Source organism: Nocardia sp. GP40 (assembly GCF_050434125.1).
GTDB classification, from domain to species: Bacteria; Actinomycetota; Actinomycetes; order Mycobacteriales; family Mycobacteriaceae; genus Nocardia; species Nocardia albiluteola.
This window is the reverse complement of sequence record NZ_JBNPVW010000008.1, coordinates 53,669-77,706: the sequence shown is the minus strand read 5'-3', so window position 1 is coordinate 77,706 and position 24,038 is coordinate 53,669. Positions and strand designations below refer to the sequence as shown.

The 24,038-nt window shown below is 66.5% G+C and carries 19 protein-coding genes and 3 pseudogenes; 10 read left to right on the top strand and 12 right to left on the bottom strand.

The window, feature by feature from the left end:
- Positions 1-38: 38 nt before the first annotated feature.
- Positions 39-1,445: an MFS transporter gene (locus ABH933_RS24270; RefSeq protein ID WP_429421267.1), complete on the bottom strand. Its 1,407-nt coding sequence runs from the start codon at positions 1,443-1,445 to the stop codon at positions 39-41.
- 235 nt (positions 1,446-1,680) lie between these two features.
- Here ABH933_RS24270 and ABH933_RS24265 point away from each other — a divergent pair, with 235 nt between their 5' ends.
- On the top strand, positions 1,681-2,514 hold the full coding sequence (locus ABH933_RS24265) for an IclR family transcriptional regulator (protein WP_429421269.1): 834 nt from the start codon (positions 1,681-1,683) through the stop codon (positions 2,512-2,514).
- 27 nt (positions 2,515-2,541) lie between these two features.
- Here the strand turns inward: ABH933_RS24265 and ABH933_RS24260 are convergent, their stop codons facing one another.
- The 4 genes from ABH933_RS24260 to ABH933_RS24245 all read right to left on the bottom strand — a co-directional run bounded on the left by ABH933_RS24260 (position 2,542) and on the right by ABH933_RS24245 (position 5,174).
- Positions 2,542-2,976, bottom strand: a complete 435-nt coding sequence (locus tag ABH933_RS24260) for a DUF6924 domain-containing protein (protein WP_429421271.1) — start codon at positions 2,974-2,976, stop codon at positions 2,542-2,544.
- 581 nt (positions 2,977-3,557) lie between these two features.
- Positions 3,558-3,947 carry an antibiotic biosynthesis monooxygenase family protein gene (locus tag ABH933_RS24255; protein WP_429421273.1) on the bottom strand — a complete coding sequence of 130 codons (390 nt, stop codon included), beginning with the start codon at positions 3,945-3,947 and terminating at the stop codon, positions 3,558-3,560.
- A gap of 67 nt (positions 3,948-4,014) precedes the next feature.
- The gene (locus tag ABH933_RS24250) at positions 4,015-4,407 is read right to left on the bottom strand and encodes a pyridoxamine 5'-phosphate oxidase family protein (protein ID WP_429421275.1); all 393 of its coding nucleotides are present in this window, start codon (positions 4,405-4,407) and stop codon (positions 4,015-4,017) included.
- Positions 4,408-4,481: 74 nt separating this feature from the next.
- Positions 4,482-5,174, bottom strand: coding sequence for an NAD(P)-dependent oxidoreductase (locus ABH933_RS24245; RefSeq protein ID WP_429421277.1), 693 nt, complete (start codon positions 5,172-5,174; stop codon positions 4,482-4,484).
- Between the two features lie 71 nt (positions 5,175-5,245).
- On the opposite strand from ABH933_RS24245, the gene ABH933_RS24240 reads away from it, so the two are divergent.
- Positions 5,246-5,851, top strand: a complete 606-nt coding sequence (locus ABH933_RS24240; protein ID WP_215917580.1) for a TetR/AcrR family transcriptional regulator — start codon at positions 5,246-5,248, stop codon at positions 5,849-5,851.
- 199 nt (positions 5,852-6,050) lie between these two features.
- Here the strand turns inward: ABH933_RS24240 and ABH933_RS24235 are convergent, their stop codons facing one another.
- Entirely contained in the window at positions 6,051-7,295 is a 1,245-nt protein-coding gene (locus ABH933_RS24235; protein WP_429421279.1) for a hypothetical protein, read from the bottom strand.
- Positions 7,296-7,776: 481 nt separating this feature from the next.
- On the opposite strand from ABH933_RS24235, the gene ABH933_RS24230 reads away from it, so the two are divergent.
- The 4 genes from ABH933_RS24230 (at position 7,777) to ABH933_RS24215 (ending at position 11,229) form a co-directional block, all read left to right on the top strand.
- Positions 7,777-8,610 (top strand): MerR family transcriptional regulator, encoded by an 834-nt coding sequence (locus tag ABH933_RS24230; RefSeq protein WP_429421281.1) that lies wholly within the window; start codon positions 7,777-7,779, stop codon positions 8,608-8,610.
- A gap of 269 nt (positions 8,611-8,879) precedes the next feature.
- On the top strand, positions 8,880-9,503 hold the full coding sequence (locus tag ABH933_RS24225; RefSeq protein ID WP_429421283.1) for a GyrI-like domain-containing protein: 624 nt from the start codon (positions 8,880-8,882) through the stop codon (positions 9,501-9,503).
- Positions 9,504-9,724: 221 nt separating this feature from the next.
- A complete protein-coding gene (locus tag ABH933_RS24220; RefSeq protein ID WP_429421285.1) occupies positions 9,725-10,504 on the top strand; it encodes a DNA alkylation repair protein in 780 nt (259 codons plus the stop codon).
- A gap of 11 nt (positions 10,505-10,515) precedes the next feature.
- Entirely contained in the window at positions 10,516-11,229 is a 714-nt protein-coding gene (locus ABH933_RS24215) for a hypothetical protein (protein WP_429421287.1), read from the top strand.
- A gap of 166 nt (positions 11,230-11,395) precedes the next feature.
- Here ABH933_RS24215 and ABH933_RS24210 read toward each other — a convergent pair whose 3' ends face one another.
- Complete coding sequence (locus ABH933_RS24210; protein WP_429421289.1) at positions 11,396-12,055, bottom strand: TetR/AcrR family transcriptional regulator; 660 nt, start codon at positions 12,053-12,055, stop codon at positions 11,396-11,398.
- A gap of 92 nt (positions 12,056-12,147) precedes the next feature.
- Between ABH933_RS24210 and ABH933_RS24205 the strand changes: the two genes are divergently transcribed.
- Both ABH933_RS24205 and ABH933_RS24200 read left to right on the top strand, forming a co-directional pair.
- Positions 12,148-13,605: a DHA2 family efflux MFS transporter permease subunit gene (locus ABH933_RS24205; RefSeq protein ID WP_429421291.1), complete on the top strand. Its 1,458-nt coding sequence runs from the start codon at positions 12,148-12,150 to the stop codon at positions 13,603-13,605.
- A gap of 223 nt (positions 13,606-13,828) precedes the next feature.
- Positions 13,829-14,173: pseudogene (locus ABH933_RS24200) on the top strand (alpha/beta fold hydrolase); the annotation flags it as partial.
- Between the two features lie 223 nt (positions 14,174-14,396).
- Here ABH933_RS24200 and ABH933_RS24195 read toward each other — a convergent pair.
- Both ABH933_RS24195 and ABH933_RS24190 read right to left on the bottom strand, forming a co-directional pair.
- The gene (locus ABH933_RS24195; RefSeq protein ID WP_429421293.1) at positions 14,397-15,557 is read right to left on the bottom strand and encodes a serine hydrolase domain-containing protein; all 1,161 of its coding nucleotides are present in this window, start codon (positions 15,555-15,557) and stop codon (positions 14,397-14,399) included.
- A gap of 90 nt (positions 15,558-15,647) precedes the next feature.
- Positions 15,648-15,755 (bottom strand): annotated as a pseudogene (locus ABH933_RS24190) (MerR family DNA-binding transcriptional regulator); the annotation flags it as partial.
- Positions 15,756-16,181: 426 nt separating this feature from the next.
- On the opposite strand from ABH933_RS24190, the pseudogene ABH933_RS24185 reads away from it, so the two are divergent.
- Positions 16,182-18,347: pseudogene (locus ABH933_RS24185) on the top strand (acyltransferase family protein).
- Between the two features lie 247 nt (positions 18,348-18,594).
- On the top strand, positions 18,595-19,953 hold the full coding sequence (locus ABH933_RS24180) for a 2OG-Fe(II) oxygenase (protein WP_429421295.1): 1,359 nt from the start codon (positions 18,595-18,597) through the stop codon (positions 19,951-19,953).
- A 63-nt stretch (positions 19,954-20,016) separates the two neighbouring features.
- On the opposite strand, the gene ABH933_RS24175 is transcribed toward ABH933_RS24180, so the two are convergent.
- From ABH933_RS24175 to ABH933_RS24165, 3 genes are all read right to left on the bottom strand, one after another.
- Complete coding sequence (locus tag ABH933_RS24175) at positions 20,017-22,467, bottom strand: MFS transporter (protein WP_429421297.1); 2,451 nt, start codon at positions 22,465-22,467, stop codon at positions 20,017-20,019.
- Between the two features lie 150 nt (positions 22,468-22,617).
- The gene (gene rbsD, locus ABH933_RS24170; RefSeq protein WP_215917584.1) at positions 22,618-23,007 is read right to left on the bottom strand and encodes a D-ribose pyranase; all 390 of its coding nucleotides are present in this window, start codon (positions 23,005-23,007) and stop codon (positions 22,618-22,620) included.
- 75 nt (positions 23,008-23,082) lie between these two features.
- Positions 23,083-24,030, bottom strand: a complete 948-nt coding sequence (locus tag ABH933_RS24165) for a ribokinase (protein WP_429421299.1) — start codon at positions 24,028-24,030, stop codon at positions 23,083-23,085.
- Between the last annotated feature and the right edge of the window lie 8 nt (positions 24,031-24,038).

The window sequence follows — 24,038 nt, the reverse complement described above, 5'->3', positions numbered from 1 at the left end:
GGTGTTGCAGGGGTTGGTGGTTCGGTCGAGCCGTCGGGTCAGGCGACCTTGGGCTCGGTGGCCGGGCTCGCAGCGGTCCGGCGCTCCGAGGTCGTGCGGATGACACCGCGGGCGGCCTTGGAGCTGACCTCGGCCAGGGAACGGCCGGTCGTCTCCGGCGCCAGGTACTGCGAGCCGATCGCGCCCGCGATGCACACTGCGCCCATCACCGCCATGGTGCCGCCGACGCTCCAGTGGTTCAGCGCGATCGGCAACAGGAATGTGCCGATGGCCGCGCCGATCCGGCTGACCGAGCTGGAGAATCCGACGCCGCTGGTGCGCACCGCGGTCGGGAACAGCTCCATCGGGTATACGCCGCACAGGATGGAGGCCACGCCGTAGGCGAAGAGGTAGACGAAGAACGCGGCAGCCACGATCAGCCGCGGCAGCGAGGCGTCGAACGAGACGATCAGCAGCGCGATGCCGGTGATCCACAGCGGCACGATCAGCAGCCGGCGCCGCCCGACCCGCTCGATCAGGTACCAGCCCAGCACCGCGCCGGCCAGCGCGACGATCGTGCCGACCAGCGCGGAGACGATCGGGTTGGTCATGTGCAGCGCCTTCAGCACGTCGGCCTGGAAGAAGATGATCGCGAAGTACGGCAGTACCAGGCACGTCCAGAACATCGAGACGAAGAAGGTGCGGCCGATGTAGTCGCGGGAGAAGATCGTGGAGAACTTCGCCTCCTCGGGCTGCTCGGCCTGGAAGTCGCCGGATTCCAGCGACCAATTCAGCTGCGCGAGAACGGCTTCGGCCTCATCACGGCGACCCTGGGACAGCAGCCAGCGCGGCGATTCGGGGAGTCCGTGCCGGGCGATCAGACACAGCGCCGCCGGAATGAAGGCCGAGACCAGGACCAGCCGCCACTCGTGCGGGTAGGCGCGGGTGATCAGGTAGCCGATCAGGAAGGCCACGACATAGCCGACGTTCCAGGCGATCTGGAGGAACGAGGTGAGCCGGGCGCGCAGCGAGGTCGGGGAGAACTCGGTGATCAGTGGCGAACCGATCGCGTAGTCCGCGCCGACCGCCAGGCCCATGATCAGGCCCAGCGCGAACATCTGCCACGAGGACTGCACGAAGAACATCAGCACCGAGGCGATCGCGAACCCGGCCAGGTCGCCCAGGAACATCGCCTTGCGGCCGACCCTGTCGGTGAGCCAGCCGAAAGTGGTTGCGCCGATGAAGATTCCGATCAGCGTGGCGGAGGAGATCAGGCCCGCCCAGGTGGAGGTGACGTGCAGATCGTCCTTGAACGTCTGCAGCGCCATCGTCACGCCGATGACCGCGAATATGTAGCCGTCGATGAACATTCCGCCCGCGGTCACGGCCGTGAGCCGTTTCAGGAACCGCCAGGCCTTGGGGCCTACGACGGGTTCGGCGGGATCGTGGATTTCGGCACTCGTCATTGCAATGCACTCTCTTCCTGCAGCATGCCGTGGCACATCGATGGGGGCGATGTGAGCCACGGCACTTCAATGAGCCGAAGGTATCGCGAGTATTGACATTCAAGCAACCACTGTTGCACGATTATCAACATAATGACGCGGGCGGCGGCCGAACCGTGGGGTTACGGCGTGAGATGGACCGGCCGACCGCGAGGCGGGGTCCTCGGCCCCGCCGCGAGCTCCGATAGGGGGAGTAATGGCTGATCAGCGGACCTACAGCTCCGGTTTGATCCGCGATGTCGAGCTGCTGGAGGTGCTGGCGCGGCCCGATGCCGCGGCCGGGCTGGGCGTCTCCCGGATCGCCGAGCTGGCCGGGCGCGACAAGGCGCAGGTCTCCCGCGCGCTGGCCACGCTCGCCGAGGCCGGTCTGGTGGCCCGCGACGAGGACACCAAGGCCTACCGCCCCGGCTGGCGGCTGTTCGCCCTGGCCACGCACGCTACCGAAACCCAGCTGGCGCATTTGTCCGCGCCGTACCTGCGCAAGGTGGTGGGCGGGCTGAACGAGACCACCCACCTGTGCGTCCTGCGCGGCAACCGGGTGCTGACCCTGCACAGCGAGCTGGCGACGCACGCCTTCCGCGGCATCGGCTGGGAGGGCACCTCGGTCGACCCCTACACCACCTCCGCGGGCCGCACCCTGATGAGCGAATGGGACGACGAGACCATCACCCGCTGGTGGCACCTGTTTCCCCCGGACCGTCCCGCGCCGCCGGTCGCCACCGCGATACCCGTTGGTGCACAGGCGGATACGGACTGGCTGACGCTGGAGTTCCTGCTGGGCAAGGTCGCCGACATCCGGCAGCGCGGATATGCCTCGGTGGACGAGGAATTCGAGCCGGGGCTGGTCGGTGTGTCCGCGCCGGTCTACGGTTTCCGTGGCGACGTCGTCGCCGCCATCAACGTCTCCGCCCCGAAACAGCGCCTGGGCAACCATTTACGCGAGGCGGGAGAGTTCACGCGCACGGTGGCCGATCAGTTGTCGGCGACTCTCGGCGCGCCGGCGCGGCGGAAGCGCCCGAAATCCGGGTGACGCCGCGGACTTCGGGCGCGAAACGGATCAGGGGAAGTTACGGAATACGCCGTCTTCGCCCGCGGCGTCCGCGTAGTCCCGGACATCCATGTTGGCGTTGTCGAGATTGCCGACCACTTCCCACAACTCGGACGAGGCGACGCGCGCGGTCGTCCCGCGCCCCGCGTCGAACAGGTCGAGTACGAGTACCGGATGATCCGCGTTCGTCATGGTCTGCTGGTCCGCCAGCATGACGTACGTGTCGTTTTCGTCCTCGTCTCCCTCGGGGAGCTCGTCGAGGAACTGCTGCACCGTGATGTCGCGGTACTCCGGACTGTCCACGAACTCGACGAAGTTGTCGGGGTGCCCGATCGCCTCGACCGCGGACTTCTCGATCGCTGAACGGCAAGCCTCCCAAGCCTGTTGATCGGAGAAGTCCGTGCGCACGACGAGCGACATCTGGGTCTCTCGCTGGATGATCACGAGTGTGGAGTCCCTTCCCGGGAGTGGATCTGGATTCCTCGATCACATCACATTCCCCGCCCACGCGCTCCGTGGCCCCTCCGCCGTGTCCCGATCCTGATGCGAAACCGCAACAGGCCGAGCGCGCGGCTCAACTCAGGCCGAGGGAGGCCACCAGGTCCAGCATTTCCGCGTGGTACAGGGCCACGGGCCGGCTGGTCTGCGGCGTGTGTCCACCCAACTACTCGAAGCCCGCGGCCTCGTGCACGTCCGGGCGCCTGGATCGATAGCGGCACGGCAGCTCGACACGCGGATGCGGGAACTTCAGCTGATTTGACCAACCAAGTTGTGCCAGTAGGCCATTGCGTTCGGGGCCAGCGGGCAAACACGTGCGGGTGAAAGTGCGCGACGTTGCGCACCTCGCTTCCTGCGCCGGCCCGATACGCGACGCGAAGGCTCGGCGATATCCGTTCGATTCACCGCAGCAGGAAGGCGATGAGCGGCAGGACAACTGCGGTGTAGGTGCCGAATATCGTGGTGGCGATCTGGCCGCGGGGTATTCGAGACGATTTCGCGCATCGAAACATACTGTTATGAAGAACCTACCGGTCCCCATTTTCCGGGAGCGCGGAGCCGTCGAATTCCGGCGGCTCCGAGTCGTTTCTAAGAAGTTCGACCACGACCTCATAAGCTGCCGGGTTGGCTGAAACCGACAACTGGGCGTTCTCCGCCATAGCTCGAAACGCGGGGTCGGCTTGGGCCGCTTCCAGATCGGCCCGGCTGTCCCAATGCGCAACGTTGACAAGTTGGAACTGCGCCGTCGAAGAGATCGCCCGATGCAGTCGTGAGTCTCGGAATCCGGGAGCACTCGCCATGAGCTGTGCGCGGATACGCCATTGGGTGATGGCCTCGTCGACCTGGTCGGCTGGAACCTCGAATACGTTGATCAAGGTGACCGGCCGGTCGTCGTCGTTGCTATCGAGTTGCGTCATGATGCTCCCTTGTGTTGGTGATGATTGGGGATTGGTACCCCGGATGCTCTAGGCCGCGATACCCGGATCAGTTGTCCGGGCTTATGACCCGGTCCACCGCGACCTCGATCACCACCAGCCCTGGCGGGCTGGGCGGCGGGGACGAGTAGCGGCTGGTATACCGGCGCACGCCCTCGGCTATGCGCTGCGGATCGTCGGATACCACGGCCGGACCTTCGAGCGTCAGCCACCGAAAACCTGCCGTCTGGCAGATCGCGACGCGGCCGCCGGGGCCGGCCAGGATATTCCTGGCCTTGCGTCGCGACTTGATCGTCATGACGCGCGCCAACCCGGACGTGCGATCCCAGGTAAATCGCACGGGCACCACGTGGGGCGACCCGTCGGGTCGCACGGTGGTCAGCGTGCAGGCGTGGTTCTCGGCCAAGAATGCCTCGGCCGAGGCCGACAACGACACAGACATTGTGCTCAATCCTTTTATCGTGGAAGGAATTTCGGCGTTCACCGCCGTGGCCGACGGCGGCCACGGTAGATCTACTACCGTTTCCGGGTGGCCTCGGTCCAGATCAGTTTGGCGATATTGGGCCTGACCTGGGTTGAAACGACACCCATCGCCTTGCGGGTGAAGCGACCGTCCGTGAGCTGCCCGAGCATGGCTGCGGCGAGGTCGGATCGGGCAGTGAACACGCCGTCGGCGCTGTTCTCGTCGGTCACGTAGTCGGTCACGTCCGGGTGATCGAAAAGACCGGAAGGCCGGACAATCGTCCAGTCCAGCTCGCTGGCGCTTACTGTGGCCTCCATCCGCCGCATGTCCTCGTGGGCGGTGCGGGCGAGGACCCTGTTCACATACGGGTCGAACACGTTGTTGAAAAAGTAGGCGCTGCTCGGCCTCCAACTGGGATCAAGGACGCTCGAGCTGATCACGACCAGCCGCTTCACATCCTGCCGCCGCATCGCCTCCACAATGTGCCCGGTGCCGGCGGAGTATATGTCGACAGGTCCCCGGGTCGGTGGTGCGCCGAGAGCCGACAGCACAGCGTCGCTGCCGGCGACTACAGCCTCGACGGACTCGGGATCGGCGACGTCCGCCCGGGCCACGGTCAGGCCTGGGCGAGGCGAGAGTTTCTCCGGTCGTCGGGCTACGGCGGTGACGTGGTGGCCTGCGGCCAGTGCCTGGTCGGTCAGTTGGCGGCCGGTCGGGCCGGTGGCTCCGAACACGGTGATGCGCATGTGCGCGACTCCTTCGATCTTCGGGATGGGGCGTCCTTGACACTGGCACCCACGAGTCGTGGAATTCAACGATGCTGAATAAATCGCGTGGTCGCCCGAGGGGCCGTCCGCCTACGCGGGAACACATCGCGGAGGCGGCGCAGGAGCTGTTCCTGCGTCACGGTTTCCGGCGTACAACGGTGCGCGCGGTGGCCGCGCGGGCCGGGGTCGACTCGGCGGCGGTCATCTATCACTTCGGTACCAAACAGGGCCTTTTCGTCGAGGTCATGCGCGTGGCCTGCAGTCGCACGCTCAACCTGGCCGCGGTCGTGGACGGTCCGGCGGAGGGCTTGGCCGACCGGCTGCTGTGCTCGGTCGTCGACGGCTGGGAGGCCACCGATCCCGCCGAGAACCGGCTGGCAGCCCGAGACGAAGACGTCATGCGCGTCCTGCGCGACTACCTGGAGAACGAGGTAATCAGCGGACTTGCTGAATATTTGGGCGGCCCCGACGCCACCGAACGCGCCACCGCCGCCGTCGCTCTGATCGGTGGAGTGATCTTTACCAGGTACCTCAACCCCCTCGCCCCCGTCACTGCCATGACACCGCACGCGCTGCGCCGCGTCCTGGGCCCTCCGCTACACAGCGCCCTGTACCCCCGCCGCACCCCAACCCATAGCCGCATCGCAACCCGATAGACCCATCGAATCGATAGCCCCTGAGCGGGAGGTGTGAATTATGCGGTGTCGCCGACTGGTTCGAGGGCGACGCGGTAGCCGAGCTTCGAGTATCGGCGGACGATCGTTACCCAGAGCTTTCAGAGCTGTGTCGTCGATGTCGAGCACGAGGCTTTCGCATTCCCGGGAACTGCGTCGTGGAGGTGGCTACCCGTTCGATTCACCGCAGCAGAAAGGCGATGAGCGGCAGGACAACTGCGGTGTAGGTGCCGAATATCGTGGTCGCGATCTGGCCGCGGGGTATTCGTGGCAATCGGGTTCCGATGCCCGCGTAAGTGCCCAGGGCTACGAACAGCATTCCCCATGCAGTCAGTGCGCGGCTGCCGATATGGCCGAGGTGGCCGGAGAAGACGATTGCCATGGCTGCGATGGTCAGTCCGGCGGCGACTCCGCAGATCCACAGGGCGGTGCCGGCGTGGGCGTTCATGACCACCGGGCGGCCGCCCGCGATGGCCAGCCTGTGTGGTTCGGCCAGGTGGGCCGTTCGGGAGCGTTCTTGGATTCTCGGATTCCTTGCCGGGGACGGGATTTCGTCCGATCCCTGCTTGGCGAGTGTCATTGCCGTCAGGCCCTGTGCCGTGGCCGAGGTGGTCACATATCCGTCCGGTGAGGTGCGGAATCCGCCGTACTGGGCGTGCATGCGATCGGTTTCCTGTAGTTCGAGCAGGGGCGTCAGCGCCTGTGATACCGCCGGATCGGCGATCGACCGGGGCTCGGCGGCCAGGACCGCGCCGAGCGCGGCGTGCAGCGTCAGATGCCGCCAGCTCTCGGCGACGCCGTCCCGGACGAACGTCTCCTCCGCGACGCCGGCATCACCGCGCCGCAACGCTGCGAGTAGGCGGCAGACGGCCAGCTCGCGGGCGTGGGCGAAGCGTTCCCCGCCGATCGCGGCGATCTCGGGCCGGACCAGCGCGGCCACCACATAGGCCGACTCATAGAGCGGCCGAGGGCGTGGATCGTGGTCCAGTATCGCGGCCACCAGGCAGCCCGCGCCCCACAGAATCGCCTGTGCCACATCCTCATCGGATGATGCGGCCGCATCGAGCGCGGCAATCGCGTTGGCGGTGGACATGACCGACACGGGCCCCGACCGGCTCGACATCGGCCATCCGCCGGTGTCGGCGTCCTGCGCCGCGAGTAGCGACTCGCGCAGCTCCACCTCGTCGGCGTCGTCTGCCTGGGCCCCCAGTTCGCGCAATGCCCGCAATCGCCAGGACGTATCGATCGGCGCCATGCGCTCGCCCCCGTCCAGCGACGGCTGGCGCAACAGTTCGGAAACCTCCTGCGCCCAGGGGATTTCCCGCCCGCAGACCCGTAGCGCGCACACGACCTCCGCCGTGCTCATCGCATTCGGTGGCACGCCCGCAAGCCAGCCCCAGCCCGTGCCCCCGGGCTCGTCGGACATTTGATTCCGGTACAGCCACTCCGCCGCCGCACCGATTCTCGTCTCCAGATCCATTCGCACCGCAACCGCCTTTGTTGCCGTTCGATCCGTCTACCTCCATCGATACCCTTCGGTTTGTGTTCGCGTACCGGGCGGCGTCGGATAGTTATGCGAATTGAACCGAGGAGAAATATGACTTGCGTGCTGCGCTTGTCGTCGGCACTGTCACCCGGTTCGAGCCAGTGGCATTTGGGGAAGCAGCCCAGATCCGCACGCAATTCTTCACCGAGACAGTGTGACCGGGCACGGCGGTACCGAGCCGGTCACGCCGTCGGGCGCCGGTGTATCGGCTCAGACGACCTCGACCCCATTCCCAGCTGACGTCCGGACGCGACGAGCGAGCCCGAACCATGCGTTGGCCGCACGGACTTTGGTGGGTGGGTTTGCCCGAACGCGTGTGTCGCTTGACTCTGACACCGTGTGAGACCGCAGACTCACTGGCGTGACCGACCCCTCGAACCTGATGTCCATCGGGCGCTTCTCCTCGCTGAGCAGGATCAGCGTGCGCATGCTGCGGCACTATGACGCCGGCGGGGTGCTGATTCCCGCGATCGTCGACAACAGCACCGGATATCGCTGGTACTCGCCGCGGCAGCTGCGCGAGGCCGGCCGCATCCGGCAACTGCGTGACGTCGGGTTCGGCGTGTCCGCCATCGGAGCCCTGCTCGCCGTCTACGGCACTCCCGCCTACACCGAGGCGCTGCGCTTGCAGCGCCTGGCGCTGGTGGACGAGTCCGCCGCGGCGCGGCACCGGCTGACCCTCATCGAGCGCCTGCTCGACCGAAACACTCTGGAGCACACCATGACCGACGTGAAACTGATCGATATCCCCGCCCAGACGCTGGTGACCCTGCGCGGCACGGTCGCCAACTACGCGGCGGAGGGGGAGCTCTGGGCACGTCTGATGCCCGAACTACAACGCCAGCACATCTCGGTGACGGGCCCCGGTGGCTGCATCGAGCACGACGCGGAATTCCGCGAATCCGACGTCGACGAGTCGGTTTTCGTGGAAGCCACCCCCGGCACCGAGGTCCAGGCCCCACTGATCGCGCTGCATCTGCCTGCCCGTCGCGCGGTGTCGGCCACCGTGAAAGGCCCCTTCGCCCAGGCGATCCCACAGGCCCACGACCAGATCGCCGCGTTCATCGACGACAACGGCCTGCGTATCTCCCGCAGCGACGACCCCTCGACCCACCACTTCAACATCTACCTCAACGACCCCAGTCAGGTCCCCGAAGCCGAGGCCGAAACCTCGGTAATCGTCCCGGTGATCTGACCCGGCCTCAGGTAGGTCGTTATCGAATCCCAGTGAGCGGCAAGGCCATCGGCCCCGAACGCCTGCTCGCTGCCCTCGACCAGCGCTCCCGTGCGCTCGCGGAGCGCACGGGAGCGCATGTCCCCAGGCCGCGTCCAGGGAGCAGGACGCTCCCGGACTCGTGCACACGATCTTCGACTACACCCTCAGCCAGCTGTCAGCCGAGCAAGTCTGGCTCGCCCGTTACCGAGCATCGCTGGGCTATGCGCCACCCAGGAAGAGAGACACCAGTGGCACCGTATGACGTCAAGCGGGAGCAGAAAGAGCTCTACGCACCCAACAACACCGCGTGGGCCGTCGTGGACGTTCCCGAACAGCAGTTCATTGCCATCGACGGCACCGGAAACCCCAACACGGCGCCCGCCTACACCAGCGCGGTCGAGGCCCTCTATGCGGTCGCCTACACCCTCGAGTTCACCAGCAAGCGGACAGCGGGCGGCGACTTCGTCGTCGCTCCGCTGGAAGGACTGTGGTACGCCGACACGGCCGAGGCGTTCGTCGCCCGCGCCAAGGACACCTGGAACTGGACCATGCTCATCAGCGTGCCCCCCTGGATCACCAAGGAGATGATCGAGAACGCCCAGCAGACCGCGCTGGCCAAGAAGAAGCTCCCCACGATCTCCCAGCTGCGGCACCTGACCCTCCACGAAGGCCCCAGCGCTCAGGTGCTCCACCTCGGCTCCTACGACGACGAGGCACCCGTGTTGCACGAACTCCACTACACCTTCCTCGATGCCAACGGCCTGCGGGAATCGGGCTTGCACCACGAGATCTACCTCAGCGACCCACGCAAGACTGCCCCTGAGAAGATGAAGACCATCCTGCGCCAGCCGGTCGAACACGTCGACCATTGATCGCCGGCCGGATCGGGCCCCCGACAAGCAGCTGAGTCAACTGCGGCGGGGCATCCGCCTCGCGGCCGCACTCGTGCCCGCGAAAGGCCCCGACCTTCTTCAAAGGCCCGGACATCCAGCACCGGGGGCGATCCGGCAGGACGTGTACCGCTGCACCGGGGGCCGCAGCGGACGCCAGGCAGTCCGCATGTCCGGCCCTGTACGACCGAGAAGATGCCTTGATGACCCGCACACCCCCCTCGGCCACCCCGCCCGCCCCGGTTCTCGCCGACCAACTCAGGGCCGCGCTGGAGGACAGTGCCGTACGCGGACGGGCCGAGGGCGAGAAGGCCTACCTGAAGAGCCCACTGGAGCACATCGGCGTACCGCTGCCCGCCATGCGAACCGTGGTACGCAACTTCCTGCGCCGACACCCCCGGCTCGACCACGACACCCTCCTGGAGCTCACCGAGGAGCTGTGGGCCCCACCGGTTCACGAGTTCCGCTCCTGCGTCGCTCTGCTCCTGCAGGGCAGCGCCGACCTGCTCGAACACCAGGACACCGCCTATCTGGAGCAGCTGCTGCGCAAGTGCCAGACCTGGGCGCACGTCGACCTGATCGCCCCCAAGGTGGCCGGCGCCCTGCTGCTGCGGCTACCGGAGACCGCCGAGGACGTGCTGCGCTGGAGCCGTGACGACCATCAGTGGGTGCGCCGCGGTGGCATCCTCTCGTACTTGCCGGCGCTGCGCGACCGGGGCGAATTCCCGGACTACTTCCCAGGATTCTCCGAGCTCGCCGACCCACTGCTGATCGACTCCCGGTTCTTCGTGCGCAAGGCACTGGGCTGGTCGCTGCGCGAGGGCGCCAAGCATCACCCACAGGAGATCGCCGACTGGCTGCGTGAGCGGCTGCCCCGGGTCTCCGGCCTCACCCTGCGCGAGGCAATCCGGCCAATCGACGACCGCATCTGCCACGACCTGCTACGCGCCCACGCCGAACTCAACCCGCGCCGCGGCTCCTGACCACTCCCCGTGTGCTGCTTTTGCGAGCCGCGCGCAGCGAGGCCGCCGCGCTCGGACAGCAGTTGAGCGGCAAGGTTTATGCCACGGGCTTCTCACAGGGGGGACCGGCGGCGATGGGGCTGGCGCGAGTGCTGCAGAACGGTGCCGACAGTTCCTGGCGAGCCGCCGCGGTCGCGGCGATCGGTGGGCCGTTCGCCCTGGGGGGCGTGCAAATGCCCGCCGCGTTGGACCACACCACCCTGGACCCGGCGTCCGCTGGCTTCTATGCGGCCTATTTCTTGGTGTCCTGGAACCACTTACATCATCTGTACGGCTCGCCGAGCGAAGTATTTCAGCCGCCCTACGACGCCACGATGGATCAGCTGCTGGACGGCTCACATTCCGGCAATGAACTGCACCAAGGCTTCCCGGAAAGCATCGATCAGCTACTGACTCCACATGCTGTGGATATGTTGCGCAATCCGACCGGCGCACTGGCCGACGCCTTGCGTGTTTCTGACAGCACCTGCACCGACTGGACCCCGCGGTTGCCCATCCGACTTTACGTTGGAGAAAAAGACACCGACGTCGCCGCGGACAACAGCGCACAGTGCCGTGCCGCGTTGCAGCGGCGAGGTGTCGACGCCCCGATCGTCGACGTCGGTCCGGTCGACCACAACGGGTCCGGAATCGGTGGAACAGCTCAGGTCGTGCGCTGGTTCGCACAACGCGAGGCCGGGCAGTAACACCAGCCAAATTCGAGCTCTCGCCAAGTACGGAAGATCGCGTCCAATCGTCCGAAGGGCCGTGTTCGGCCCTTCGGCTTCACCGTCCACCGATGCGCGTTGCAGACCCCCGAGTGTGGCAAGGCACGTCGACACCGCCGACGAAGAGCCCTCACCTAACTCGGCGTCACCGTCCTAGAAGGCGGAGCAGCCTGCGCAACTGCCCGCTGTAATATTCCTCGAATTCCGGTGAGCCAGGCAGTTTTCCAGTCGCCTGTAGAGCGGTCTCGGGCAGCATGACCGGGGCCAGGATCATGCCCATGACCGCCATGCGCACGAAGGCCGGATCCAAGTCCCGGTCGATCTCTCCGCGTTCCTGAGCTCGGGCCAGATTGGCCAGATCGGCCTCGACCGTGTCGGCCCCGTCGAGATAGTCGGTGGCCGTACCGCTTCCGGTGAGCCCACGCCACACCAACAGCCGCGCAGGCCTTGGATCTTCCAGCACTGCGGAGAGGTAGCGCGCGGCCACCTCCTCGAGGGGGAGTTCCGGATCGGCGCGCTCGGCCTCGGCCGCAGGCCAGCCGCGCTGGATCTCTCGATAGAGGCCCTCTTTGCCGCCGAAGTAGTAGGCGATCAGCTGCTTGTTGACCCCGGCCCGGTCGGCGATCTCCTGCACCCGAGCGCCATCGAAACCCTTGGCTGCGAACTCGTCCAGCGCGGCGTCGAGCAGGGCCTGGCGCGAGCGTTCGGCATCGCGACGGCGATCTGCAGCGCTGGGCGCGCGGCGGGGGCGACGGCCCGCGACGGAAGGGGTGGGGTCTGTGGCGGCGTCGGGCTCGGTTGCCATTCGAGCATTGTACCGCTCTGGGTGATTGAGTCACCCGAAAGGATGTCATCCAATTGGTTGACTTACTTATCCCAATGGATGACACTTCGGGGGTGAGCATCTCGAATCCATCCGAAGCGACCGTCGACCGGCCGGCACTCAGCCCGTCAGCGCGACGGGCCATCGTGGTTGTACTGTTCGGCGCGATCCTGGCGTTCCTGGACGCGACCGTCGTCAATGTCGCCTTGAAATCGCTCGCTGCCGACCTCGGCGGCACCCTCGACACGATCCAGTGGGTCGTCACCGCGTACCTGCTGGTACAGGCGGCGGTGCTGCCGGTGACCGGTTGGGCGGCACGCCGAGTGGGGGTCAAACGGCTGTATATCGGTGCGCTGCTGGCGTTCACCCTCGCCTCGGTCGCATGCGCGGCCGCGAACAGCGTCGGCCTATTGGTCGTCGCCCGAGTCGCGCAGGGCCTCGGAGCCGGGGTCATGATCCCCGTCGGGCAGATGATCTTGGTGACCGCCGCCGGGCGACAGGGAATGGCCAGAGCCATGGTGGCCGCGGGCATACCCATGGTGCTGACGCCGATCATTGGACCGACCATCGGCGGGCTGCTGCTCGACTACGCGGGGTGGCAGTGGATCTTCCTGATCAACGCGCCCATCGGCGTCATCGGGCTGGTACTCGCCGCACGGTTGTTGCCCGCGGACGAGCCGGGCGAACCGGCCGGCGTCCTGGACACGGTGGGACTGATCCTGGTCTCGGCCGGGATGGTGGGCATCACCTACGGGCTCTCCGAGGCAGCGTCACACGGGCTTACTGCTACGCGGGTGCTCCTCACGCTCTGCGGCGGAACGGTGTGCACCGTGCTGTTTGTGATGCGCTCGCTGCGGATCCCCAACCCCGTTTTGGACCTGCGGCTGTGGCGGGATCGTTTCTTTGCGGCCGGCACAGTCTCGACATTCGTGATCGGAGCGGTGACCTTCGGCGCGATGGTGTTGCTGCCCTTGTACTTTCAGCTGGTTCGCCATCAGGATGCCGCGCACACCGGACTGCTCATGGCGCCGCAGGGCATCGGTGCGGCCGTCGCCATGGGGATGTCCGCCCGGCTCTACGAACGGGTCGGTGCTTTCACCTGCTTGCTCGGTGCGCTAGTCGGCTGCGTGGCGACCATACCGTTCATGCTGATTGCCGACGACACCCCGTACTGGCTGCTCGGCTGCGCCATGGTCGTGCGCGGCCTCGGAATCGGCTTGGCGGCCATGCCCGCCATGACCGCCGCCCTGCGTAATCTCACTCCGTCCCAGATCATCGACGCCACACCGCAACTCACCGTCATGCAGCGCGTCGGCGGCTCCATCGGAACGGCCGCCTTTGTGGTCGTCCTGCAACAACACCTGCACGACAAGGGCGTCGAGCACCCCGATCCGGCGTCAGCATTTGCGGTGACGTTCGCCTGGGTGCTGGCCGCGTCGGTGCTGGCAGTCGTGCCGACCGCGCTCATGGCCGTCCTGGAATTGCGGACTCGCCGCGAAAATGCCCAGGGCCCAGGGCCGAACCGAACATGAGGGCAGCGACAACGGTTGCTCGCCTGTCATAGGCGAGCACCCTTGGCGCATCTATGGACGACCAGGTCGACGAGGGGGTCATCCGCATCCGTGTGACTTTCACCGCAGGCGAATCCAGTTCAGCGAGAACGTGATCCACGACCCGGCCGCATGGTGGTACTCGGATCTCGCGAACTAGCTTCGCCGACACGGGCACACCGCCTATCCGGTAACTCTCACAGGAGTGGGCGATCGTAGCCATTTACTCTCGCCCACAACGAATCTGGACACCCATATCCACGATGTCGTGTCGGTCGTGGAATTCGAGCGACTCGACGACGTCATCCTGGTGGGACACAGCTATGGCGGCATGGTCATCACCGGTGTCGCCGACCGCATTCCCGAACGGGTGAGCGCCCTGGTGTACTCCGACGTCTACGTCCTCGCCGACGGCCAGTCGTGCTTCGAACTCACCTCCCCGCTGTTCCAGCGGATATTCCTCGACGGTGCGGCTGGCGACGGGATCACCCCGCATCGCCACATGCCGCCCCTGCCCACGAACGAGCCGACGTACTCAGCTGGCACCACGGGCATCATGGATGCCACATCCATTGTCCGGCGCGGGATTCCTTACTCGCACAGAACCCGGATGCGTGGTGGTCGCCGTCCGATGGGTTGCACGTTGCGCACGTCCAGGCCCAGATTCGGTGCCTCGGCCGCGGCGACCAGGCGCCTCCTATGGGGCTGGCTCACGCCGACCTCAGCGGGAAGTCCGCTCGTCGTCGGCTGGCCCGGTTCCGGTTCTCCAGCGCTCAGCATAGGGCGTGGTCGATCAGGGTACTGGCCGAGTTTTCCTGGGCGAGCATGTGTTCGGGGGTGTCGCCGCGGGCCTCGGACATGGAGACGACGGCGCTGCGGGCGCCGTCGTCGGTGACGCCGTTCAGAGTGATGTAGCCGCCGTCTCCACCCTCGTGGCTCCAGTAGGTGCCACCACAGGACAGTGGGCGTTGGACCAGGCCGAGGCCGTAATGCCCGTTGGGCCATAGCCGTTGGACCTCCGCGCTCACGGGGACGGTCTGCTTCATTTCGGCCAGTTGGCGGGCGGGGAGAACACGGCCCCCCAGTAGCGCACGGAAGAAAGTGTTCTCGTCTCGCGTGGTCGTGACCCAGGACAGGATTTCGGGGTCGACTGCTGTCTGGCCGGTGACATCCACCCGGGAATCGGCGCTGAAGAGTTGGTAGGCGGTGGCGTGCGGATCCGGGAGCGTGGGTGTGGTGCCGAGCCAACGGGTTTCGTCGAGGCCGAGCGGGCGCAGGATGCGGGCCTCGATCTCCTGGTGGGCAGGGTGACCGGTGGCCTTCTGGATGACCATGCCGAGCAGGCTGTAGCCGGTGTTGGAGTACGCCCAGCCCTGACCGGGCGCGAAGTCCGGTGTATGAACCATGGCGCGGGCGACCAGCTGCTCGGAGCTGTACACGTCGTGACGCTGCCGGTAGTACTCCGCCGCCGTGGTGTATCCGGGCAGGTCGTCGTGGATGCCGCTGGTGTGCTGAAGCAACTGGCGGAGCGTGATTCGGCCGCCGTCATTGCCATGACCCTGCACCACGGCGGGCAGCCAGCGCTCGACCGTGTCGTCCACACCCAGTATGCCTTCGGCCTCGAGCTGCAGGACGACGGCGGCAATCAGCGTCTTGGAGGTACTGGCCATGCGGAAATAGCCGTCCGCAGACACCTGGTTGCCGGTGTTCAGGTCGGCGGTGCCGCTGATGGCGACCGACTGCCCACCATCGGGCGCGATCGCGCGGGCCTGCACCCCGCTGATACCCAGCGCGTGGATCGCCTCGGTGTCCTGGCGCAGCCGCCCCGCGGACGAGGAAACAGCGGGCTCGCAGGCGGTAGTGGCCAGGACTGCGCAGAGCAGCGCAGCAATGCTCGCTGCGATGGCGCGACGCTTTCGCGGAGTCGAAGTCATTGACGCAACACTAGTTTCACCCGCCATCGCGGTAGATCCGGCAAATCCCCTGAATCGGAATGGGGGATATCCCCCAGACGGTGTGGTCTATCCGGTGCTGTTGTCGACGATCGCGGGAATCAGCACCCCGCCGGCGTCGTAGTGCCGCAGCATGCGCACGCTGATCCTGCTCAGCGAGGAGAAGCGCCCGATGGACATCAGGTTCGAGGGGTCGGTCACGCCAGTGAGTCTGCGGTCTCACACGGTGTCAGAGTCAAGCGACACACGCTGCCCAGCGGGATACTTCCCGGGGTTTCGATTCGTCGCTGCGCCCGGTCCCGCCCATGATCAATTGGTCCGATGCGTGGGTCACACTGTGAAGCAACATGATCAGGTGTTCACTGGCGACCGACAACACCCCCTGACCCGAATACCGTCCCGGCTGCATGCGGATCGAAATGGTGACCGATTCCTTGAAGATGGCAAGACATTTCGGGGATATCGTAGAAATCTGTCGGACGCACCGTGCAAACCTCCCGATTCGACCGTAATCACGCCGCGACGCACTACGAATTGAGAAGGGAATACCTGGTGTGCGGAGAGCCTTCGCGACCCGGCCGACAATATCGATGAGAATGCAGCCCCATGACGGAGACGGCGCGAAGCGGGTTGATAAATCGGCAGGCAGACCGGGTTCACGATGCATCGTTGCCTCCGGAGAGATTTCGGCCCGATATCGAGGGATTGCGAGCAGTCGCCGTACTGGCCGTCGTATTTTTCCATGCGAGTACGCCGGGGTTCGGTGGTGGATTCGTCGGCGTGGACGTCTTTTTCGTGATATCAGGCTTCCTGATCACCGGAATCCTCTGCCGCGAGGCAACGGCCACCGGGACTATCAAATTGTCCCGGTTCTATGGCGCGCGGGCGCGTCGGCTGCTGCCCGTGGCGGGCATCGTGATGGTCACCACCGCGGTCGTCGCGACGGTGCTGCTGCCGCCGCTGCAGGCCCGCCAGGTTCTCGGCGACGGGATCGCCAGCGCGTTGTACGCCGGAAACTATCGACTCGCCCTGCACGGCACCGACTACCTCGCCGCCGACGCGCCGCCGTCACCGTTTCAGCAGTTCTGGTCGCTCGGTGTGGAGGAGCAGTTCTATGTGCTGTGGCCGGTGCTGATCGTTGCGACGGTCTGGTTCGTGCGGCGGCGCCGCCCCGATCGGCCACGACGCTCCCGTGCCTGATCGTTCTCGCGGTTGTCGCTGCTGCCTCGTTCACGATCTCGCTGATCTGGGCCGGTACCCAGCCGCCGTGGGCGTTTTTCTCGTTGCCCTCCCGGGCCTGGGAGCTGGCCGCCGGTGGCATGGTGGCGCTCTCGGCACTCGTCTGGTCCCGGTTGCCGAAATCGGTGGCCGTGCTCGCCGGATGGATCGGTCTGGTCCTGATCGTCGCGGCCTGCGTCCATCTGAACGGCAGAACGCAGTATCCCGGTACCGCGGCACTGCTGCCTGTCGCGGGTGCGGCTCTGGTGATCGTATCCGGCTGTGCCGAAACACGATTCGGTGTCGGCCGGGTCTTGGCTCCAGCGCAGGTGCGGGCGATCGGCGGCCTGTCCTACACCTGGTATCTGTGGCACTGGCCCGTGCTGCTGCTGGCACCGTACGCACTCGGCCGCCCGCTCGACCGCGTCGGCGCACTCGGTGCTGTCGTATTGGCCGGCGGGCTTGCCATGCTGACCCGGTGGTGGGTGGAGAATCCGATCCGCTTCGCGGCCCCATTGCGACGTTCGGCCACGCTCAGCCTCGCCTGCGGGGGCGCATGTACCGCAGTTGCTCTCTGCGTGGCGCTGGCACTGCTCATGCTCGTGCCTGCCCCGGTCGGCCACGGCAGCGCGGCGCGGTCCCTCACGCTCATGAGATCGCCCGCACCGGTCGCTCCCGTCGTCGACCCGAGCGACGAGGCGGTCAGTCAGCTGATGACGCAGACGCAGTCCGCAGTCGCCGCCTCGGCCGAGATCCGAGCTGTTCCATCGAATCTCACGCCCTCACTCGATATCGCGTCCGGCGACAAGGCCGACGTGTTCACCAATGGCTGCGTGCGCTCCTGGCGGGAAGTAGGCCAGGCCGAGTGCGCCTCGGGTGATCTGCACTCCGCCACCAGACTGGCCCTGGTCGGTGATTCGCATGCGGGGATGTGGAATCCGGCCTTCGAGTCGATCGCCGCGGCACGGGGATGGCGGCTGGAGACCATGGCCAAGGTCACCTGCCCGCTGCTCGACCTGCCTATCACCAGCCCCTATTTGGGCCGGGAGTACACCGAATGCGAACAATGGCGCGGTCAGGTGCTGTCCCGGTTACGGGCTGAACGGCCGCGGCTGATCGTGGTGGACATGTCCCGGCGTTATGGCGGCGACTTCGGCTTCGTCTCCTACGACGCCTGGATCGACGCCCTGACCCGCCTGGTTGCCCAGCTGCGCGTGATCGGCTCGGCGGTCCTCGTGCTGGGGTCCGTTCCGGATCCGCACACCACCGTGCCGACATGCCTGTCCGAACATATCGACGATGCTTCGGCGTGTTCTCCGACGCGACAGGTCGCAGTGAACGACGCGGGTATCGCCGCCGAGCAGGCGGCAACCATGGCCGGCGGCGGGCAGTTCGACGACCTCACCTCGCTGTTCTGCACCGCAGTCCGCTGCCCCGTCATCGTTGGCAACACCCTGGTGTTCCGCGACGACAATCACCTCACGGTCAGCCTATGTCCAGACGCTCGAACCGGTCATCGGCGCACTCATCGCCCGCGAGCTCGCCCATAGTTGAGCTGTGCTGTCACCATTGCGGCTCGAAGTCGACAGCAGTGCAAGGACATTGGCGCGCATCGAAGCCGTTCCGATCGGGCGCGCCGGGAACTCGGCTGGACACCACGGAAGGCTGGCATCGCCGACATCGTCACCGACGCTTGGCGTTTCCGTCAGCAGCACGCACACTCTTCGATACGCCTCAGGGCTGGGTTGTCGGTGGGCTCTGCGAGGATGCCCGCAAATGTTGTCGAACACGAGAGAAGTGCATGACGGACAAGACTTTACGGGTGATCAGCGAGCTCATGGGTTCGGTGCCGGCGGCGGGGTCATTTGCTACGCGCCGGACGAGCTCGGCGGAGAACCTGGTGATCGAGGTGGTTGGGGTGGGGCCGATCCGGTTGCCGGTGACGCCGGTTCAGGCGCGACGATTGTGCGAGGTCGCGCGGCCGGCGCGGTACGGTCGGCGGGAGCAAACCCTCCTGGACGCGAATGTTCGTGACACCTGGGAGGTTCCGCGCGACCGGGTGACGGTCGACGAGCGGCGGTGGCTCGAGACGTTGCTACCCATGCTGGACACACTTCGGGCTGAGCTGGGTCTGGCGCCGGACTGCGAGTTGTCGGCGGAGCTGCATTCGATGCTGGTGTATGAGCCAGGACAATTCTTTCGGCGCCATCAGGATTCGGAGAAGGCCGACAGCATGATCGGCACATTGGTGGTGACTCTGCCTTCGGCGTTCACCGGCGGTGAGTTGGTGATCGAGCAGCAGGGCACGAAGGTCACCGACCAGGGTTCGCCGGAGGAGCTGTCCTTCGTCGCGTTCTATGGCGACTGCGAGCATGAGGTGCTGCCCGTCACCGACGGTTTCCGGATCACGTTGACCTACAACCTCGTGGCGAAGGGGCGTACCCGCCCGGACACCGCCGCGTTCGCCACACATCCGTCGGCCGCGTTACTGGCCGGGCAGCTACGCGCGCATTTCACAACGCCGATGGAATTGTCGACGTGGTCCGTCGATCGCCAGCGGGAGATAGGCCCACCCCATCAACTCGTTTACCTGCTGGATCATCAGTATTCCCAGCACGGATTCGGGTGGGATCAGCTCAAGGGCGGCGATGCTGCCCGTACCGGGCTGATGCTCGCAGCGGCCGACATCGCGGGATACGACACGTCGCTGGCGCTCGCGGAGGTCGAGGACTCCTACGAGGAGGACGAGTACACCTCGACGATGATGATTTATCGTCAGCGCTGGGAGCGCGTCGAGGGCGGGTGGAAGTGCGTCGAAAGCGCTGACATGGAGTTCGATGAAGACGGGGAAATGGTGGAGCCGGTTTTCGATGACCCCGCGAGCCTTCCGGTGAGCATCGACCTTCCTGTGGACCCGGGATCGGAAGATCTCGGCGAGCTGCACTGGTCGGACATCACATTGACGTGGCTGATCGATCGGTCCGGGGCGGCCGGTGAGCCTGCGGTGCGTGAGGTCTGGGATGAGGAATTGTGCACGGGCGCATCGAGGTCGATGCTCGAGCCGTTCGCGTCGGAAATCGAGGGCTACACGGGCAATCAAGGAAATACCGCGAATTTCTGGTATAGGCGCGCGGCGATCGTCGTCCGGCCCCGTCGGTAGGACTGCCCGGCAAGCAATTTCCGGCGTCAGCCTTCGATGCGACCCACTGTCGTGGATCCGGGCTCACGCGTCGGTCCAGTAGCCGACGCGGACGTGGTGGGTGGCCTCGCCGCCCGCGACGGTGATGCTGCTGGTGACCGGGGGATAGCCGCGGGCGACGACGGTGTACTGGCCGTCGGCGAGGTCGGGGATCAGATAGTGGCCGGTGTCGTCGGTGCGGACGGTGGCGGTGAGGTCGCCGGTGGCGTCGAGGATCGCGATCTGGGCGTCGTGGACGGGGCGATTATCGTCCGCGAGAACCGATCCCGCGAGGACCGCGCGGGGAGCCAGGACGATGTCGTGGTGCAGGATGCGGCTGCCGGGGACGGTCAGGGTGGCGGCGCCGGGACGCATGTGTTTCGCGAGGGCGACCAGGGTGTACGTGCCCGGGACGATGCCGTGGCAGAGGTAGGCGCCGTCTACGGAGCTGACCGCCGTGCCCACCACCTCGCCCTGTTCGTCGGTGAGGGTGACGATGGTGTCTGGGACCGGCGCGCCGGTCGTGGCCGAGCGGATCACGCCCGAGAGCTCTCCGGCGCCGTGCAGCAGCACATCCAATTGCCTTGGCGTCCAGCCGATCGCTACTCCGGTGGCGTTCGGCTGATGGCCCTGCGCGGAGACGATCAGCACGTAGCTTCCCGGTTCCGGTGCGGCGATGAGGAAGTCGCCGTCCGGGTCGCCGGTCGTGCGCGATACCTGCTGCCCGCGTGTGTCTATCAGGGTGAGTGCGGCGTGAGGGACGGGCTGGCCGTCGTCGCGGCGGACCCGGCCCAGGACACAGTGCTCGGTTCCGGCGTCCACCCGGGCGAGCAGCGCGTCGAAGCGGTCGGACGCCGACTCCGGATCGTCCAGCAGTTCCGCGGCGTCATCCGGAACGGCCACGGACATGATCGGCTCGGCGAGCGGATCATCCTGCAGCGGAATCTCTTTCATGAACAGCAGCACGATCCCGGCCAGCACCGCGACGGCGGCGGCGATGAGGAATACCTCCCGCATCGCATCGGTGTATCCGGTCAGGATCGGAATCCGGAGCTGTTTCGGCAAGGCCACGATGCCGCTGGTGTCGCGCTGCAGTCCGGCGAGGCGACCGCCGAGCGCGGCCGGCGGATGTCCGCCGAAGGCCGCGACGATTCGTCCGGGGACGAGATTGAACAGGATGGTCAGGAAGACCGCCACCCCGAGCGTGCCGCCCATCTGACGCACGAATGTGGCCGTAGCCGTGGAGGTTCCGCGATCCTCGGGGCGGCAGGCGTTCTGTGCGGCGATGATCAGGGTCTGCATGCAGCCACCGAGACCGAATCCGATGATCCCGCAATACAACAGCGGCTGCCAGAGCGGACTGTCGTATTCGACGCGGCCGAACAGCCCCGCGCCGGCGGCGAAGGCGAAACTGCCGAGCACCGGCAGGATCTTGTACCGCCCGGTGAGCTTGGTGACCACCCCGGACAGCTGCGCGCCGACCATGATCCCCACGACCAGCGGCAGCATCAGCAGTCCCGCGCGAGTCGGCGAATAGCCGCGCACCACTTGGAAATACAGCGGCACCAGGACGATGACCCCGAACATCGCGACGCCCACGATCATGCCGCCGAGGATGGCGACGCTGAACGTCGAGCTGCGGAACATGCGCAGTGGAATCAGCGCCGCATCCTTCATGAGCAACTCGGCGATCAGATACAGCACGAATCCCGCGGCCCCGATCCCGTAGCAGATCAGCGCGCGGTGCGAGCCCCAGCCCCACTCCCGGCCCTGCTCGGCCACGATGAGCAGCGGCACCACGCAGGCGGTGAGCGTTAGGGTGCCGAACCAGTCGATCCGATGGTCCTGGCGCGCGTGCGGCACGTCGAGTACCCTCGCGACCACCGCGAACGCGACCACCCCGATCGGCACGTTCACCAGGAATACCCACCGCCAGCCGTCCACGAGAAGCAACCTGTCGTAGTTGGACAGGAAGCCGCCCAGGACCGGTCCGAGCACCGTCGCGACGCCGAACACCACCATGAATCCGCCCTGGTACCGCACGATCTCGCGCGGCGGGACGATATCGGACAGGATCGTGAACGCCAGCGCCATCAGCCCACCCGCGCCCAAACCCTGGAACGCCCGGAACCCGGCCAGCTCGTACATCGAGGTGGCGAACGCGCAGGCCGCGGACCCGATCAGGAACAGCGCGATCGACGTCAGATACAGCGGCTTACGCCCGTAGATATCGGCCAGCTTGCCGTACAGCGGGGTGGTGATCGTCGCGGTGATCAGGTACGCCGTCGTCGCCCAGGCCTGCTGATCGAATCCGTGCAGGCTGTTGGCGATTCGCACGATCGCCACGCTCACAATGTTCTGATCGAGCGCGGCCAGGAAGATGCCGAGCATCAGCCCGGTCAGCACGGTGCGGATTCGGCGTGGCGACAGCACCGCGCGATCGGCCGTCGCCGGGATTGCGGGCGCCTGCTTCTCCTGGATCATGCTGTTGGTCACTGTCGTGGGTCCCTGCCGTCGGGTCGTGAAGGTGATGACGCACAAACAGTGGTTATTCGTCAGCAAAACGAATTTGGATCGGGGATCACGCGCGGGTTGTCCGATCCGCCCGGGTATATCCGGCCGCTGGCGGAGGGGGCACGCAGTGACCTACAACCAGGGCACTCCCGCGCGAAGCAGCACATTCGCGTAGGGGCGGGCCTCGCCGGTCCGCACGACGAAGCGGCAATCGGCGATGCGGTGCTTGAAATCCTCGTGGTCGATCAGCTCGGCGTGTACTCGTTCGTCGAGAAGGGTTGCGGTGTCCGGGTTTTCGGTGGAAACCTCGCGGCTGGCCCAGGCGGCTTCGATGGTGACCTCGTGCAGGATCAGGTCCAGGACCGGTTCGAAGTGGGGGAATCCGTAGCTGATGCCCAGATCGATGACCGGCACCCCGGTCGGTACCGGCAGTCCGGAGTCGCTGATCGCGAACAGGTCGGTGTGGCGCAGGCCCGTGAGGGCCGAGGCTAGTTCGGCGTGAATGATGCCGGTGGTGCGCATGGTGGGACTCCTGTCGAAAAGCATTGCAAGGGGGTGCTCGGCTCTCATCTCGTGCCCAGCCCGGGACGCGAATCTCTAACTGAGGGGCTGAGACTCGGGCACTGTCGGTATTGTCGCCGCGATCTGCTCGCGGGTGGGGTAGGAGCTGTGGGTGCCGGGCGCCTGCACGGCCAGGGCGCCGGCCGCGGTGGCGGTCCGGACCGCCTCGCCGAGGTCCGTGCCTTCGGCCAGCGCCGTGGCCAGGGCCCCGACGAAGGCATCGCCCGCGCCGGTCGAATCCACCGATTCCACCCGGGGCGCCGGCTGATACGCGCCCGCTACCGCGTTGTATCCCGACTCGCGCCGCGCCCACACCGAGCCCGCGGAGCCGAGCGTCGCCACTACCGACGGCACCCCGCTCAGGCACAGTGCGCGTGCCTGTTCGAAGGCCTTCTCGGGCGAGTGCGGGACCACGCCGCCGAAGGCGGCGAGCTCCGATTCGTTGACGATCAGCGGATCGCAGCGGCGCAGCAGGTCGTCCGGCAGCTGTGTGGCCGGGGCGGCATTGAGAATGAATCGCCGGGCCCGCGCCGCGGCCCAATGCACCACGCGCAGAGGCACTTCCAGCTGCGCGACCACGACCTGCGCCGTGCCGATCAGGTCGGTCTCGGCGACCAGTGCGTCGAGTTGGTGATCGGTCTCCCAGCGGAAGTTCGCGCCCGGATCCACGACGATCTGATTCTCGCCGCCCGCCACCGTGATGTACGCGGTCCCGGTCCGGGTGTCGGGGACCTCGCGCACGGCCGCGAGTCCGATGCCGTACTCCAGCAACGACTTCCACAGTCCGGGATCGGCATCGGCGCCCACGCGGGCGATGAACTCGACTCGACCCCCGGCACGGACGGCCGCGACGGCCTGATTGGATCCCTTGCCGCCCAGATTGGTTCGCGAGCCCAATGCCAGCACCGTCTCGCCCGGCGCGGGCAGCCGCGCCACCTCGCTCACCACGTCCCGGTTCACCGAGCCGATCACGACAACGCTCACGACTCCAC

Coding starts and splice junctions, on each gene's coding strand:
- ABH933_RS24195 (WP_429421293.1), bottom strand. CDS start 15,557: ATGACTTCGACTCCGCGAAAGCGTCGCGCCATCGCAGCGAGCATTGCT.
- ABH933_RS24235 (WP_429421279.1), bottom strand. CDS start 7,295: ATGTCCGACGAGCCCGGGGGCACGGGCTGGGGCTGGCTTGCGGGCGTG.
- rbsD (WP_215917584.1), bottom strand. CDS start 23,007: ATGCGCACCACCGGCATCATTCACGCCGAACTAGCCTCGGCCCTCACG.
- ABH933_RS24210 (WP_429421289.1), bottom strand. CDS start 12,055: ATGGCAACCGAGCCCGACGCCGCCACAGACCCCACCCCTTCCGTCGCG.
- ABH933_RS24245 (WP_429421277.1), bottom strand. CDS start 5,174: ATGCGCATCACCGTGTTCGGAGCCACCGGCCCGACCGGCCGCCAACTG.
- ABH933_RS24220 (WP_429421285.1), top strand. CDS start 9,725: ATGACCCGCACACCCCCCTCGGCCACCCCGCCCGCCCCGGTTCTCGCC.
- ABH933_RS24180 (WP_429421295.1), top strand. CDS start 18,595: ATGACGGACAAGACTTTACGGGTGATCAGCGAGCTCATGGGTTCGGTG.
- ABH933_RS24265 (WP_429421269.1), top strand. CDS start 1,681: ATGGCTGATCAGCGGACCTACAGCTCCGGTTTGATCCGCGATGTCGAG.
- ABH933_RS24270 (WP_429421267.1), bottom strand. CDS start 1,445: ATGACGAGTGCCGAAATCCACGATCCCGCCGAACCCGTCGTAGGCCCC.
- ABH933_RS24250 (WP_429421275.1), bottom strand. CDS start 4,407: ATGTCTGTGTCGTTGTCGGCCTCGGCCGAGGCATTCTTGGCCGAGAAC.
- ABH933_RS24255 (WP_429421273.1), bottom strand. CDS start 3,947: ATGACGCAACTCGATAGCAACGACGACGACCGGCCGGTCACCTTGATC.
- ABH933_RS24240 (WP_215917580.1), top strand. CDS start 5,246: ATGCTGAATAAATCGCGTGGTCGCCCGAGGGGCCGTCCGCCTACGCGG.